We start from the raw sequence: 15810 nt of genomic DNA on the forward strand, positions 1-15810 counted from the left end.
AATATTAAATCGGCAATACGGACGAAACAATGAAACAACACGAAACGGCAGATAATTCTCAAGGCCAGCTTTATATTGTACCTACTCCTATCGGGAATTTGTCTGATATTACCCAACGTGCGCTCACCGTGTTGCAAGCTGTTGATTTAATTGCCGCTGAAGATACCCGCCACACCGGCTTACTGCTGCAACATTTCGCGATTAACGCCCGTTTGTTTGCCCTGCACGATCACAATGAGCAACAAAAAGCCGAAACGCTGGTGGCGAAACTTAAGGAAGGGCAGAACATTGCGCTGGTCTCCGACGCCGGTACGCCGCTGATCAACGATCCTGGCTATCACCTGGTGCGTACCTGTCGCGAAGCCGGTATTCGCGTTGTGCCGCTGCCGGGGCCGTGCGCGGCGATTGCTGCGTTAAGCGCCGCAGGTCTGCCGTCTGACCGCTTCTGCTATGAAGGCTTCCTGCCAGCTAAATCCAAAGGCCGTCGCGACGTATTGAAGGATCTGGAAGCCGAGCCGCGCACCCTGATTTTTTACGAATCCACACACCGCCTGCTGGAAAGTCTGGAAGATATGGTGACTGTCTGGGGTGAATCCCGCTACGTGGTGCTGGCGCGCGAGCTGACCAAAACCTGGGAAACGATCCACGGCGCGCCAGTGGGCGAACTGCTGGCGTGGGTGAAGGAAGACGAAAACCGCCGCAAGGGCGAAATGGTGCTGATTGTCGAAGGGCATAAAGCGCAGGAAGATGCTCTGCCTGCCGACGCGCTGCGCACGCTGGCGCTGCTGCAGGCGGAACTGCCGCTGAAGAAGGCCGCAGCGCTGGCGGCGGAAATTCACGGCGTGAAGAAAAATGCGCTGTATAAGTATGCGCTGGAGCAGCAGGGGGAGTAATCCATACTCCGCCTGTTTTTGCCGGGCGGCGCTGCGCTTGCCCGGCCTACAAATCTAAAGTGTCGGAATAAATGTCGGAATAAATGTCGGAAAAGAAAATTGCGCAGGTCATACGCTGACCTGCGTCGTTTGCTAAACCGTAATGATCTCGGTGCCCGTTTTACCCAACAGTTCTTTTTCGTGTTTTCCGATCCCATCATCCGTAATTACACAGTCGATTTTTTCCATCGGCAATACCTGGTTGAACCCGCGCCGGTTGAACTTGCTGGCGTCCAGCACGGCAATCACCTTATGCGCGGCGGCAGCCATCACGCTGCTGATCGAATAGCCTTCATTGAACGTTGTAATGCCGTTGGTGGCATCAATACCGTCCGCGCCGACAAACATCAGGTCCGCGCTTATCCCGGTCAGAGAGCGCTCGGCGATGGTGCCATGCATAGAGTGCGTTTTATGGCGCACGGTACCGCCGCAGACCACGAGCGTAATATCTTTATTTTCCGAGAGGGCAAACGCGGCAGGCAGGCTGTTGGTGATGACGGTGATATTGGCTTTTTTGGTGAGTGCTTCGGCGATGAGCATGGTGGTGCTACCGCTATCGAGAATGATCGTCATCCCTTCTTCAATCATGGCCGCTGCAGCCTGTGCGATGCGCTTTTTAGGGTCGCTTGCCAGCTTATAACGGTCTTCCAGCACCACTTCCTGATTTTCGCTTTCCGCCAGGCTGCTGCCGGGTCTTGCTGCGCCACCGTGAAAACGCGTGACCAATCCTTTTTCTTCCAGCAGGCGCAGATCTGTTCGAATCGTCACTTCTGAAATGCCAAACATATTCGACAGATCCAGCACCATGACACTGCCCTGAGCGTTGACGAGGTCAACGATTTTATTGCGTCGCTCAAATGAGTTCATATTGAAATGCCTGATAATTAACTGCCTCTATTCTAATCGAAGGTATGCGAAAGGGGTACGGTAATATTCGAAAGGAAATGTGAGCCAGCTCAGGTTGCTGGCTCGAAGCACTACGCGAAGCGCAGCATGATTTTGCCCTGCATTGGCGCACCGTTGAGTCCCTGCACGGCCTGAGCAAAGCTATCGCTATCGCCGGTATGAGCAATAAGGGGCTTTAGCTGCAGTTTTTTATCTGTGAGCAGGCGTGCCGCGGTTTCCCATTCTTCACCCGGCCACGGGGCCGAATAATTCATCCAGCTTCCCAGAAGCGTCAACTCCTTACGCAGTATCTTGCCAAATGTCGCCGCAGGTAAGTTCAGGTCATGATGCAGCGTACCCACCAGAGCGACCTGGGCCCGCGGCCCGGCGATATCAATGGCGAGCGTAACGGTTTGCGGTGTGCCAGCAGTCTCAAGAACCAACTGATCAAACGGGTTGTCGCTCAAGGCGTTGAGGATGTCGTCTGCGGCCAGAGCGCGGCTATTAAACACCTGAGTTGCCCCCAGTGTTGTTGCCAGCGCGAGCTTATCGTCGTTGATATCGATCGCGATAACGCTGTTGGCGCCCAATGCCAGTGCACACTGCATCGCCAGCAGGCCGATAGTGCCTGCGCCGACAATGATGACGTTCTTACCCTCGCAGCCGGAAGCAAGATGAAACGCGTGTAGCCCTACGGTTATAGGCTCAATAAATGCACCATCTTCAATTGCCATCTCTGCAGGAAGGCGGAACAGGTTTGCTCGCTTCACCACGATATATTCCGCGTTGCCGCCTTCGCTGCGAGATCCGACAAACTGATACTGCTTGCAGAGCGAGAAGTAGCCTTTTTCACACGCCGGACAGGAAAAGCAAGGCAGTAATGGCACGCAGGCAACCGGATCGCCTGCCTTGAGATCGTGCACTTCGGTACCACAGGCTTCGACATGACCGCTAAATTCATGCCCCAGGGTGATGGGATAATAATGTGCCCCTCCGGCAAAAATTCGCGGAATATCGGAGCCACATAATCCTGAGCAGGCAATACGCACCTGCACATCATCCGCAGCCTGAATGTGAGGGATTGGACGTTCTTCAACGCGCACGTTGCCCTCAGCGTGAATTACCACTGATTTCATATTCACTCCAGAAAAAGAGGGGAGCATGGCTCCCCGGATATCAAGACACCGTCTGGCTTTGCGGGGTAGCGGCGTTCTTTTCTGCCGCGTTAAACACGCGGGCACGTCGCCAGGTGAGCAGGATGCCGGTGACGTAAATTGCACCAATTACGATGAACCCCACCACGTTTTGCCAGGTGAACAACTGGATGAGCAGCCAGGTGACGGGTGAACCGCCCTGGTCCATGGAGGCCACCAGCCCGCCAGCTTTCAACGCGCCAGCATTTTGCGCAAGCTGGGTGTGCAGGCCGATGGTCTGGGTCGCAATCCACAGCGTAATGCCCATGATGATGACGCCAGAGATAAGCGTGCGGAACAGGTTGCCCTGATGCACCGCGACCGCCATCGCCACAAAAAAGCCGATAGTGGCAAGGTCACCGAACGGCAACACCTGGTTTCCTGGCACCAGAACAGCAATCAGGATAGTGAGCGGTATAAAAATCAGGCTGGCGGAGACGACGGACGTATGGCCCAGCAGCAGCGCCGGATCGAGGCCGATTAAGAACTCCTGACCACCAAACTTCGCCTGCAGACGTTTTCGGGCATGTTTAGCAATCGGCGTCAGGCCGTCCATGATCGGTTTGATAACGCGCGGCATCAGCAGCATCACGGCGGCGGTTTTCACGGCCAGCTGGAGAACGGATTTGGCGTCGTAGCCTGCCAGCAGGCCAATGGCCAGTCCCATCACAAACCCTACCGTGACCGGTTCCCCAAACGGGCCAAAGCGTTTTTGCACGTCGTCAGCGCTAAAATGAATACGCTTCAGGCCTGGGATTTTATCGATAATCGTATCGACCAGAACGGCGATTGGGCCGAGGTAAGCTGACGAGCCGTGAGGGATGGCGATCCCTTCCAGACCGAAGAAGTCCCGCGTGTCTTTGGCAAACCAGTCCCCCAGCTTGTAAACAAACGCGGCGTGCACCACAACGCCCAGGATCCCCAGCCAGTAAGAGCCGGTTGCCAGGTGCAGCATCGCACCGGTGAAGGTCATGTGCCAGATGTTCCAGATATCGACGTTCACCACCCGCGTCATCCGCGTCACCAGCATGATAACGTTGACGCCAATGGCAACAGGGATAGCGATAAGCGCAATCTGTGATGCCCAGGTCATTGGGGATGAACCTGGCCAGCCGACATCCACCACGTGCAGGTTAATCTGGAACTGCTCAGCCATCGCTTTGGCCGCCGGGCCGATGGAGTCAAGCATCAGGCCGATAACCAGCCCGATCCCGACGAAGCCAATGCCGATATGTAGGCCGGATTTAAAGCAATCGCCCAGCTTCATCCCCAACAGCTTCGAGAAGATGATGATGACGATGGGCAGCATTACGGTTGGCCCCAGATCGAGGATGTACCGCATGATTTCGGTAAACATGTTCTTACCCCTCGAGGATGGTCAGAATTTTTTGCTGCAGGGCTTCGATGCCGACGCCGGATACAAACGGCATGCCATGCACCACCGGGACGTCGCCAAAGGCTCTGTCAACTTTCGCCGTGGTACAAATCAGGTCTGCACCGTCCATATAGGTTTCGATTTCAGTCACCCTGCACTGGACCAGATCCAGCTCAATGTGGTGGGCTTCACACAGTTCTTTGATCTCTTCTGCTGCCATGGTTGAGGTGGCGACAGCACCGCCACAGGCAACAATAACTTTGCGTTTCATAGGGCACTCCTTTTTTATTATCAGTATGTTATGAAGCCTGGGCACAGACGACAGGCTCAAGGATCGTCTCCCGGAAACGATCGGCCAGGCGCTCTGCGGGCGCAGCCAGCAGCATATCCAGCGTATCCGGGTTTTGTAGCTCACTGAAAAGGCGGCGCAGCAATTTCATTTGCGCCGCAGGGTTTTCAACGATTAACGCGATGATGAGTGAGACGGCGACCTCGCCATCATCATCGGCCTGCTGAAAATGCACCGGTTTGTCCGGACGAATCAGGTAAATCGCGGGGTGTTTCGCATGTACGGCTTCGCAGTGCGGAATAGCGACCGCATGGCGTTCAAGGGCAATGCCGGTGGGGTAGTTCATCTCCCTTTCCTGAAGGGCGGCAGGGTAGGTGGCGTGTACAACACCGTTAGCCAGCATCTCCTCGCCAATATGCGCCAGCGCCTGCTGGCAGGTTTCAAACTCAATTCCGGTACGGACAAAAACGTGACTCATACACTCTCCGGCATCAGACGGGTTCAGGGGTGCAGCCAAATCGATAGGCGCGTAATACATCCTGTATTTTGTCGATGATGAGATTTTGCGGTGTTGCGGCGATCTCATTCATCGACAATCGTTCGAACTGGACGGGCATAAACTGGCTGATCAGCCCCAGAGGCAAGGAGGTTGCGCTCAGATTAGCGATTAGCCTCTCAACGCTTTGGCGGATGCGCGGGTGCGGCCAGTAGTAGCGAATGCGATCGGACAGGCTAAAGTGAATATCCACCATTGCCTGGCTCCAGGTGGGGCGGTAGTACTTTTTCCAGTAATCCGGCTCGTTCAGCATGACTTCGTCGATCACGTCAAGCACATGGCTGCGTTGCTCAGGGGCGATGAGGGCCTTCTCCATTTGTGCGAGGGCAAAAATGGCTTCTCGCAGGGCAAAGGTCAGCGCCGGACCGACTTTCAGGATCGCGAAGTGATCGCGAACCAAAGCGCGATAGGCCTGACGAGTCTGGTAGTCGGTGGAGTGTGCCTCATAGACCATAGGAGTCTGGCGGATCCAGCCGGAAAGCGCTTCTGCCGCGTGCGGCTGGTAGTGAATGATTTGCGTATGGTCGAACTCCACGCCGGGTTGCACAACCAACGCAATCACACGCGTCATCGCCTCGTTCAGGCCGAGCGCGGCAAAGGCCTCACGATGCGTTTCCAGCGTCTGCGCGGCATCTTCCACACGGGTAACATGAACGCTGTTAATACTGCTGGCTTCACCGCCGGGAACGGGAACCTCTGTACCAATCACGTAGGTTAGCGCCGCTTTTTGTTCTTCAGTGGCCGTCTCTTCTGCGGCTTTGCACAGTCGGGCAGCACGTTGTGCCACTACCCCTGGCGGGAGTGGAACAGGATCGTCGGCGCAGGACATTGAGGCGTCCAGGTGGATCTTGCTAAACCCTGCCGCGACATAGGCTTTGATCAATGCGAGGGATTTCTCCATCGCCGCGTCTGCCGGTTCGTTTTGCCAGCAGTTTGGCCCCAGATGATCGCCGCCCAGGATCAAACGTTCATGCGGAAAGCCCACCTCTTTAGCGATCTTCAGAACAAAATCACGGAAATCAGCGGGGTTCATACCGGTGTAACCGCCGAACTGGTTCACCTGATTTGAGGTGGCTTCAATCAGTACCTTGTTGTCGGTATGCAGATCGAACCGCAATGCGGCTTCGATAACCAGCGGGTGCGCTGAGCAAACTGAGCAAATACCGAGATCTTCTCCCGCTTTATGGCGGGTAATAATATCTTTCACGTTTCCTCCAGGTCAGGACTTCAGGCTTTCGTATTTAGAGCTTTCCTTCACAACCACAATCGTTAATAACTTTGCGCACCACCTCTTTCATGGCGCGTTTGGCGGGCACCATGTAATGTCGCGGGTCACTGGTTTCGGGATGTGAAGCGAGATAGGTTTTCAGGGCATTCGAGAAGGCGATTTTGAGTTCTGTGGCAACGTTGACCTTGCAGATACCGAGGCGAATGGCCTGAAGGATATCGGCCGCAGATAAACCGGAAGCGCCGTGCAGCACCAGCGGGATATCGACCTGATTGCGGATCTCTGCCAGACGTTCAAAATCAAGTTTCGGCGTGGCAGTGTAGAGGCCGTGCGCGGTACCGATGGCGACGGCCAATGAGTCGATACCCGTTAATTCAACAAACTCGCGTGCCTGTAGCGGATTGGTGTAAAGCGCATCTTTGCTGTCGACCACAAGGTCATCTTCCTGCCCGCCAAGACGGCCAAGTTCAGCCTCCACGCTCACATCGTAACGGTGGCAGTAGTCTGTCACTTTCTTCACCAGCGCGACATTTTCAGCGAATGGATGATGCGATCCGTCAATCATCGCCGAGCGGATCCCGCTCTGGACTTTCTGCGCGATATCGTCGAAATCTTCGTGATGATCGAGGTGGATCGCCAGTGGCTGGTTGTACGTTTTGGCCAGATCGCTGGCGATGGCGACCACGTTACCGGTTCCGGCATAGCTGAATGTGCCGGGCGTACCCGCCACGATCAGCGGAGAGCGCATCTCAGAGGCCGTTTCAACGACCACCTGCAGCGTTTCGAGATTATGAATATTGAATGCCGGTACGGCGTAACCTTCGCGCTGTGCTTTCAGCAGCATCGCTTTCGACGAGATGATGAACATCTTTCCTCCGAAACCTTTCGTTTTGTTTATGTGAAAGACAATATAGGGTTTCGGAATGTTATTTTGTGATTGGTATCTTAAAAATGAAAGAATCGAAATGAAAGGCAAGAATGCGAAAGGAATGAAAGCAAAAAAAAGCATGGCCGAAGCCATGCTAAGCGAGGTTTACAGCAAACTCACGTCACCGGTGCAGGATTAAACACCGCCAGCTGATTATGTAATCCCCATTGATCAGAGAACGTTTTCTTCCGGCCGCTGGCGACATCCAGAATGAAGTGGAACAACTTCCAGCCCACGTCCTCAATGCTCTCTTCCCCGGTGGCGATGGTGCCCGCGTTGATATCCATTAAGTCATACCAGCGGTTTGCCAACTCGGTGCGGGTCGCCATTTTAATCACCGGCACCGCCATCAGGCCGTACGGCGTGCCGCGCCCGGTGGTAAAGACCTGAACCGTAATGCCGGACGCCACCTGCTGCGTACCGCAGACGAAATCGCTGGCAGGCGTTGCCGCATAAATCAGGCCGCGTTTGGTCGGGCGCTGGCCCGGAGAGAGCACTTCGACAATTGCGCTCTGGCCGGATTTAGCAATCGAGCCAAGGGCTTTTTCCACCACGTTGGCCAGGCCGCCTTTTTTGTTGCCCGGCGACGGGTTAGCGCTGCGGTCGGTTTGCCCCATATCAAGATAGTTATCGTACCAGGCCATCTCTTCCAGCAGGCGCTTGCCCACCTCTTCGTTGACGGCGCGCGGCGTCAACAGATGGATGGCGTCACGCACTTCGGTCACTTCGGAGAACATCACCGTGGCGCCGCAGCGCACGAACAGATCGGACGCATAGCCCACCGCCGGGTTGGCGGTCACGCCGGAAAACGCATCGCTGCCGCCGCACTGGGTGCCCACCACCAGCTCAGAGGCCGGGCAGGTTTCGCGCTGGCGCTTGTTGAGCTTGTCCAGATGGCGTTCAGCCACCTGCAAAATATCGTCGACCATCGATCGGAAGCCGACGTGATGCTCGTCCTGCAGGCGCACGATGCTGGCCTCGTCGACCGGAATCGCTTTCACATCCTCGGTGCCCTGCAGCAGGCGCTCAGGCTGAAGTTTTTCACATCCCAGGCCGATGACCATCACCTCGCCGCCAAAGTTCGGGTTGAGGGCAATATTGTGAATGGTACGGATCGGCACCACGGCAGCGGGCGCGTTGATCGCCACGCCGCAGCCGTAGAGGTGGTTCAGGCCTACTACGCCATCCACGTTCGGGTATTTCGGCAGCAGGTCGCGCTCGATGATTTTGACCACGTAATCCACCACGCCCGCCACGCAGTGCACGCTGGTAGTAATGCCGAGCAGATTCTTGGTGCCGACGCTGCCGTCCGCGTTGCGGTAGCCTTCGAAGGTATAGCCCTCCAGCGGCGGAAGCGGTTCAGGCACGCGCGTCGCCAGCGGCAGGGTATTCAGCGGCGGCGCTTTTGGCAGTTCAACCAGCGACTCTTCAATCCAGCTCCCCTGCGGGATAGCGCGAACGGCATAGCCAATAATTTCACCGTAGCGCACGATTTCACCGTGCGCCGGGATATCCACCAGCGCCACCTTATGCCCCTGCGGAATATGCTCAATCAGTTCCAGCCCGTCCGGGAAACGGGTTCCCGCTTTTAAGCCGTTGTCGTTAACAATAATCGCCACGTTATCGGTGTCATGTACTTTTATATAAAACGCCGTCGGCGATGCCTGTCGAATTTCAATGTCGGCCATTGTTCACTATTCTCCAGCAAAGTGTCTGATCATTAATGCAGCCACACAGATAGTAATTTACTTATTTTCGAAATAAAGACGCTGCTTACTTAAATAAAGAATGTCAGGACTTGAGATATAAGAATGTGATCCAGGTCACCCCCTAAAGCGAGAGATAGCGCACTGTGGCTGTGAATACGTGATTCTGTGCAGCAGCGCCCAGTGCTTTGTGCATATGCTCAAAAACTTATTCATTTCAGGTGTGATAATTGAGCGTTAATCCAGTGCGATGCCATAAAGTGGTGATTATACTGAATCACATTGATATTGCGTCTGGTTAATTACCTGATATTGCCTGCTATCGATAAATAATCAGGAAATATGTTTTCTAAAATTATAAATATAAATTTCGCTGTGCCTGAGGAAATAAATATGATTCTGGATACCGTTGTAGAATCGAAAAAGGGTGTGCCCACTCGCTATTTAATATTACTGATTATTTTTATCGTCACGGCCATTAACTACGCTGACCGTGCGACGCTGTCGATTGCCGGTACGGAAGTGGCAAAAGAACTGCAGCTCAGTGCCGTCTCGATGGGGTATATCTTCTCTGCGTTCGGCTGGGCCTACCTGCTGATGCAAATTCCCGGCGGCTGGCTGTTGGATAAGTTCGGTTCCAAAAAGGTCTATACCTACAGCCTGTTCTTCTGGTCGCTGTTCACCTTCCTGCAGGGCTTTGTGGATGTCTTCCCGCTGGCCTGGGCGGGCGTGTCGATGTTCATCATGCGCTTTATGCTCGGCTTCTCGGAAGCGCCGTCTTTTCCGGCAAACGCCCGTATCGTGGCGGCCTGGTTCCCGACCAAAGAGCGCGGCACCGCGTCTGCGTTGTTTAACGCCGCGCAGTATTTCTCGCTGGCCATCTTCTCTCCGCTGCTGGGCTGGCTGACCTTCGCCTGGGGCTGGGAACACGTCTTTACCGTGATGGGCGTGATTGGCTTTGTGCTGACCGGCGTATGGGTGAAGTATATCCATAACCCGACCGATCACCCGCGCATGTCAGAGCAGGAGCTGAAGTTCATCTCCGAAGGCGGCGCGGTGGTGGATATGGACCATAAAAAGCCCGGAGCGCAGGTCGCAGGCGGTCCTAAACTCCATTACATCAAACAGTTGTTGACCAACCGCATGATGCTGGGCGTCTTTTTTGGTCAATACTTTATCAACACCATCACCTGGTTCTTCCTTACCTGGTTCCCGATTTATCTGGTGCAGGAAAAAGGGATGTCGATTCTGAAAGTGGGTCTGGTGGCCTCCATTCCGGCGCTGTGCGGTTTTGCTGGCGGCGTGCTGGGCGGCGTGTTCTCGGATTATCTGATTAAGCAAGGCAAGTCGATAACCCTGGCGCGCAAGCTGCCGATTGTGCTCGGCATGCTGCTGGCGTCGTCCATCATTCTGTGCAACTACACCAACAACACCACGCTGGTGGTAGCCCTGATGGCGCTGGCGTTCTTCGGAAAAGGCTTCGGCGCGCTGGGCTGGCCGGTGATTTCCGACACCGCGCCAAAAGAGATTGTTGGCCTGTGCGGCGGAGTATTTAACGTCTTTGGCAACGTGGCGTCCATCGCGACTCCACTGGTCATTGGTTATCTGGTCAGTGAGCTGCATTCGTTCAACGCGGCACTGGTATTTGTTGGCTGTTCAGCGTTGATGGCGATGTTCTGCTACCTGTTCGTGGTAGGCGACATCAAACGTATGGAATTGCAGAAATAAGCAAAGGTATAAGCGATGAGTAACGATATCTTCCCGAACAAGTTTAAAGCGGCCCTCGCGGCGCATCAGATCCAGATTGGCTGCTGGTCCGCGCTGGCAAGCCCGATCAGCACTGAAGTGCTTGGACTGGCCGGTTTCGACTGGCTGGTGCTGGACGGCGAACATGCGCCAAATGACATCAGCACCTTTATTCCGCAGCTGATGGCGCTGAAGGGCAGCCCGAGCGCGCCGGTGGTACGCGTACCGACGAACGAGCCGGTCATCATCAAGCGCCTGCTGGATATCGGTTTCTACAACTTCCTGATCCCGTTCGTGGAAACGGAAGAAGAGGCGGTGCTGGCCGTGGCCTCTACCCGCTACCCGCCGGAGGGCATTCGCGGCGTGTCCGTATCGCACCGCGCCAACATGTTTGGCACCGTGCCGGACTACTTCGCCCAGTCCAACAAGAACATCACCATCCTGGTGCAGATCGAGAGCCAGCAGGGCGTGGATAACGTCGATGCCATCGCCGCAACCGACGGCGTGGACGGCATCTTTGTCGGTCCAAGCGACCTGGCCGCTGCGTTCGGGCATCTGGGCAATGCGGGTCATCCTGACGTGCAGCGCGCCATTCAGCACATCTTTGCTCGCGCCAAAGCGCACGGCAAACCCTGCGGCATTCTGGCCCCGGTTGAAGCCGATGCCCGCCGCTATCTGGAGTGGGGGGCGACGTTCGTTGCCGTGGGTAGCGATCTCGGCGTGTTCCGCTCCGCCACGCAGAAATTAGCAGACGCTTTTAAAAAATAACCATCACTGAGGAAAAGATTATGACGCTGAAAGTGGGCTTTATTGGCTTAGGTATCATGGGTAAACCAATGAGTAAGAACCTCATCAAAGCGGGTTACTCACTGGTGGTGTTAGACCGTAATGCAGACGCCGTGGCGGAAGTGATTTCAGCCGGGGCAGAAGCGGCAACCACGGCCAAAGCGGTTGCCGAGCAGTGCGATGTGATCATCACCATGCTGCCAAACTCCCCGCATGTGAAAGAGGTCGCTCTGGGCGAGAACGGCATTATCGACGGCGCGAAGCCGGGCCTGGTGGTTATCGACATGAGCTCTATTGCCCCGCTGGCCAGCCGTGAAATCAGCGAGGCGCTGAAGGTGAAAGGCGTGGACATGCTGGACGCACCGGTCAGCGGCGGCGAGCCAAAAGCCATCGACGGCACGCTGTCGGTGATGGTGGGCGGCGACAAGGCAGTTTTCGACAAATATTACGACCTGATGAAAGCCATGGCCGGTTCCGTGGTGCACACCGGTGAAATCGGCGCGGGTAACGTCACCAAGCTGGCAAACCAGGTGATTGTGGCGCTGAATATCGCGGCGATGTCAGAAGCGTTGACGCTGGCCACCAAGGCGGGCGTCAACCCGGATTTGGTCTATCAGGCGATCCGCGGCGGCCTGGCGGGCAGCACCGTGCTGGATGCGAAAGCGCCGATGGTGATGGATCGTAACTTCAAGCCGGGTTTCCGCATTGACTTGCACATTAAAGATCTGGCTAACGCGCTGGATACCTCTCACGGCGTGGGCGCACAGCTGCCGCTGACCGCTGCGGTCATGGAGATGATGCAGGCGCTGCGCGCGGACGGTCTGGGCACCGCCGACCATAGCGCCATCGCGTGCTACTACGAGAAACTGGCGAAAGTGGAAGTTGCTCGCTAATGACGTCCTGCCCGGTGGCGCTTTGCTTACCGGGCCTACGGTCCAGGCCGGATCCGTGCTGTAACAGGCTACAACTATGAAAATCGTAATCGCGCCAGACTCTTATAAAGAAAGCCTTTCTGCCACCGAGGTAGCTCAGGCGATAGAAAAAGGATTTCGGGAAATCTTCCCCGACGCACTTTATGTTTCTGTTCCCGTCGCCGACGGCGGGGAAGGCACGGTTGAAGCGATGATCGCCGCCACCCGTGGTAGCGAACATCATGCCGTGGTGACGGGACCGCTGGGGGAGAAGGTGAATGCCTGCTGGGGAATGTCCGGCGACGGCAGTACGGCGTTTATCGAGATGGCGGCAGCCAGCGGTCTGGCATTGGTCCCTCCGGCACAGCGTAACCCGCTGGTTACCACTTCACGCGGCACCGGGGAGCTTATCCTCTGCGCGCTGGATAAAGGCGCGCGCAATATTATTATCGGCATCGGCGGCAGCGCGACCAACGACGGTGGCGCGGGAATGATGCAGGCGCTCGGGGCGAAGCTCAGCGATGCCAACGGCACGGAGATCGGCTACGGCGGCGGCAGCCTGATGGCGCTTAACAGTATTGATCTTTTGGGCCTTGATGCGCGTCTTCAGCATTGCGCGATCCGCGTCGCCTGCGACGTCACCAACCCGCTGGTGGGAGAGAAAGGCGCGTCGCGCGTCTTTGGCCCACAAAAAGGGGCGACCGAGGGGATGATCCTCGAGCTGGACGCCAATCTCAGCCACTTTGCCGACGTGATTAAAAAATCCCTGCGTATCGACGTAAAGCACGTACCGGGAGCCGGTGCTGCGGGCGGTATGGGTGCAGCGCTGATGGCCTTTCTCGGTGCGGAACTAAAGAGCGGGATTGAGATTGTCACCCAGGCGCTCAACCTTGAAGAGCATATCCACGACTGCACATGGGTGCTGACGGGGGAAGGGCGTATCGACAGCCAGAGCATTCACGGCAAAGTGCCCGTCGGTGTGGCGAACGTCGCCAAAAAATACCATAAGCCGGTGATTGGCATTGCCGGTAGCCTGACCCCGGATGTGGGCGTAGTGCACCAGTACGGCATCGACGCCGTGTTCAGCGTGCTGACCAGCATTGGTTCACTGGAAGAGGCGTTTCGTGGCGCCTATGACAACATTTACCGCGCCTCACGCAATATCGCCGCGACTTTGCAGGTGGGGATGCACACCCAAGGGTGACAGCGGCGCGCAAACCCTCTATACTGCGCGCCGAAGCTGACCAGACAGTCGCCGCTTCGTCGTCGTCCCTTTCGGGGGAGACGGGCGGAGGGGAGGAAAGTCCGGGCTCCATAGGGCAGGGTGCCAGGTAACGCCTGGGGGGGAAACCCACGACCAGTGCAACAGAGAGCAAACCGCCGATGGCCCGCGCAAGCGGGATCAGGTAAGGGTGAAAGGGTGCGGTAAGAGCGCACCGCGCGGCTGGTAACAGTCCGTGGCACGGTAAACTCCACCCGGAGCAAGGCCAAATAGGGGTTCACATGGTACGGCCCGTACTGAACCCGGGTAGGCTGCTTGAGCCAGTGAGCGATTGCTGGCCTAGATGAATGACTGTCCACGACAGAACCCGGCTTATCGGTCAGCTTCAACTTCTTAAAGAACCCCCGCTTTGGCGGGGTTTTTGCTTTCAGGTCATCCGGCCATGTGGGCAAATGATATCAATTATCAAAAATGCGACGCTAAGCACATTTCACTGTTTATGAGGTTAATGAATTCGTTCATTTACCCTATACGATCCCAATCACAAAATTTCCCGCTAAAAAAGAACGCTTTCTCAGTGTTGTTAATTTGTTGCTGATGTTGCGGTAATGGTGTTCATAGTTTTCACATTTGATATGTGAATATTGAATTCAAAAACATTCTCAGTGTGAATGTGTGATGTATTCGACCCTTTTGTATGCGCGGGCAACATCATTATTGTTCTATTTGATAAAACACAAAAATGTTTTAAATAGAAAATGGTTGTTTATTAGCCGTTAATTGTCTGAAAGATAGTCTTTATTGATATTTTAAAATACAAAAAATCCACCGTGGTTATCACCATAAAATAAAGTTATTACCGCCATTTTTGTTGATCAATATCAGCGTATTGGTGTTTTTTTATATTATTAACTCATTGATATATATGTGTTTTAGTGGTGTTTTTTCGAGGTTGATAATGATGCGAAAAGTCAAATTGTGAGTAACAGCACATACCCCCTGAAACACTATTAGGTAGAATTCGCTCCGTCATAGGGAAATAAGCGCAGAATATTATGAACACTATTATTCTACCGAAAACACAGCACCTCGTGGTATTTCAGGAAGTCATTAAAAGTGGCTCCATAGGTTCTGCGGCAAGACAACTGGGCCTGACGCAACCGGCCGTCAGCAAAATCATCAGCGATATCGAGTCCTACTTCGGTGTTGAAGTGATGATTCGTAAAAACACGGGCGTTAAGTTGACCGCAGCAGGCCAGGTTCTGCTCTCGTATTCAGAGTCGATCACCCGCGAAATGAAAAACATGGTGAGCGAGATCAACAGCCTCAGTTTTAGCACCGTTATGGACGTCTCCTTTGGCTATCCGTCGCTGATAGGCTTCACCTTCCTGTCTGAGATGATCAAAAAATTCAAGGAAGTGTTCCCGAAAGCGCGCGTCTCGATGTACGAAGCACAGCTCTCTTCGTTCCTGCCCGCTATCCGCGATGGCCGACTGGATTTTGCCATCGGTACGTTAAGCGATGAAATGCTGCTGCAGGACCTGCATGTCGAGCCGCTGTTTGAGTCCGAGTTTGTGCTGGTCGCCAGCAAATCACGAACGTGCACCGGCCCGACGACACTGGCATCGCTCACGCACGAGCAGTGGGTGATGCCGCAAACCGATATGGGCTACTACAAAGAACTTCTGACCACCCTGCAAGACAACCACATCAGCATTGAAAACATCGTCCAGACCGATTCCGTCGTTACCATTTATAACCTTGTCCTCAATGCCGATTATCTTACGGTGATTCCCCGCGATATGATTGCGCCGTTCGGTTCTGACCAGTTTATTGTCTTGCCGGTGGAAGATGAATTACCCGTGGCGCGTTACGCCGCGGTGTGGTCTAAAAATTACAGTATTAAAAAATCAGCGTCAGTATTAGTTGAATTGGCAAAACAATATTCGTCGATGAATATCGAAAGACGACGATAAATTAGCAGCATTCATTTTTAAAACACCCGGAGCTTAACGCTCTGATACCCTGACTTTGCCTGAAAACAATGAATTAT

General features: G+C 54.7%; 14 protein-coding genes and 1 other RNA gene. 7 read left to right on the forward strand and 8 right to left on the reverse strand.

The window, feature by feature from the left end:
- Positions 1-29: 29 nt before the first annotated feature.
- Positions 30-893 (forward strand): 16S rRNA (cytidine(1402)-2'-O)-methyltransferase, encoded by an 864-nt coding sequence (gene rsmI / locus KW829_RS11640; RefSeq protein ID WP_063146524.1) that lies wholly within the window; start codon positions 30-32, stop codon positions 891-893.
- A gap of 132 nt (positions 894-1025) precedes the next feature.
- Here the strand turns inward: rsmI and KW829_RS11645 are convergent, their stop codons facing one another.
- From KW829_RS11645 to garD, 8 genes are all read right to left on the reverse strand, one after another.
- Positions 1026-1799 (reverse strand): DeoR/GlpR family DNA-binding transcription regulator, encoded by a 774-nt coding sequence (locus KW829_RS11645; RefSeq protein WP_100166503.1) that lies wholly within the window; start codon positions 1797-1799, stop codon positions 1026-1028.
- Positions 1800-1909: 110 nt separating this feature from the next.
- Positions 1910-2953, reverse strand: a complete 1044-nt coding sequence (gatD, locus tag KW829_RS11650) for a galactitol-1-phosphate 5-dehydrogenase (protein ID WP_214605772.1) — start codon at positions 2951-2953, stop codon at positions 1910-1912.
- Positions 2954-2993: 40 nt separating this feature from the next.
- Complete coding sequence (locus KW829_RS11655) at positions 2994-4367, reverse strand: galactitol-specific PTS transporter subunit IIC (protein ID WP_218308264.1); 1374 nt, start codon at positions 4365-4367, stop codon at positions 2994-2996.
- A 4-nt stretch (positions 4368-4371) separates the two neighbouring features.
- Complete coding sequence (gene gatB, locus KW829_RS11660) at positions 4372-4656, reverse strand: PTS galactitol transporter subunit IIB (RefSeq protein WP_218308265.1); 285 nt, start codon at positions 4654-4656, stop codon at positions 4372-4374.
- A gap of 28 nt (positions 4657-4684) precedes the next feature.
- On the reverse strand, positions 4685-5152 hold the full coding sequence (gene gatA / locus KW829_RS11665) for a PTS galactitol transporter subunit IIA (RefSeq protein ID WP_218308266.1): 468 nt from the start codon (positions 5150-5152) through the stop codon (positions 4685-4687).
- 13 nt (positions 5153-5165) lie between these two features.
- Positions 5166-6437: a tagatose-bisphosphate aldolase subunit GatZ gene (gatZ, locus tag KW829_RS11670; protein ID WP_218308267.1), complete on the reverse strand. Its 1272-nt coding sequence runs from the start codon at positions 6435-6437 to the stop codon at positions 5166-5168.
- A gap of 34 nt (positions 6438-6471) precedes the next feature.
- Positions 6472-7326: a tagatose bisphosphate family class II aldolase gene (locus tag KW829_RS11675; protein ID WP_172701264.1), complete on the reverse strand. Its 855-nt coding sequence runs from the start codon at positions 7324-7326 to the stop codon at positions 6472-6474.
- 176 nt (positions 7327-7502) lie between these two features.
- Positions 7503-9074 carry a galactarate dehydratase gene (gene garD, locus KW829_RS11680; protein ID WP_089599845.1) on the reverse strand — a complete coding sequence of 524 codons (1572 nt, stop codon included), beginning with the start codon at positions 9072-9074 and terminating at the stop codon, positions 7503-7505.
- Positions 9075-9485: 411 nt separating this feature from the next.
- Between garD and KW829_RS11685 the strand changes: the two genes are divergently transcribed.
- The 6 genes from KW829_RS11685 (at position 9486) to tdcA (ending at position 15733) form a co-directional block, all read left to right on the forward strand.
- Entirely contained in the window at positions 9486-10820 is a 1335-nt protein-coding gene (locus KW829_RS11685; protein WP_010435927.1) for an MFS transporter, read from the forward strand.
- A gap of 15 nt (positions 10821-10835) precedes the next feature.
- Positions 10836-11606, forward strand: coding sequence for a 2-dehydro-3-deoxyglucarate aldolase (gene garL, locus KW829_RS11690; RefSeq protein WP_010435924.1), 771 nt, complete (start codon positions 10836-10838; stop codon positions 11604-11606).
- A gap of 20 nt (positions 11607-11626) precedes the next feature.
- Positions 11627-12517 carry a 2-hydroxy-3-oxopropionate reductase gene (gene garR, locus KW829_RS11695; RefSeq protein ID WP_218308268.1) on the forward strand — a complete coding sequence of 297 codons (891 nt, stop codon included), beginning with the start codon at positions 11627-11629 and terminating at the stop codon, positions 12515-12517.
- Positions 12518-12593: 76 nt separating this feature from the next.
- Positions 12594-13739 (forward strand): glycerate 2-kinase, encoded by a 1146-nt coding sequence (gene garK / locus KW829_RS11700; protein ID WP_218308269.1) that lies wholly within the window; start codon positions 12594-12596, stop codon positions 13737-13739.
- 32 nt (positions 13740-13771) lie between these two features.
- Positions 13772-14148: RNase P RNA component class A (gene rnpB / locus KW829_RS11705), an RNA gene on the forward strand.
- Positions 14149-14812: 664 nt separating this feature from the next.
- Entirely contained in the window at positions 14813-15733 is a 921-nt protein-coding gene (gene tdcA, locus KW829_RS11710) for a transcriptional regulator TdcA (protein ID WP_089599061.1), read from the forward strand.
- Positions 15734-15810: the final 77 nt, after the last annotated feature.

The organism is Enterobacter sp. ENT02, assembly GCF_019219165.1.
GTDB lineage: Bacteria > Pseudomonadota > Gammaproteobacteria > Enterobacterales > Enterobacteriaceae > Enterobacter > Enterobacter mori.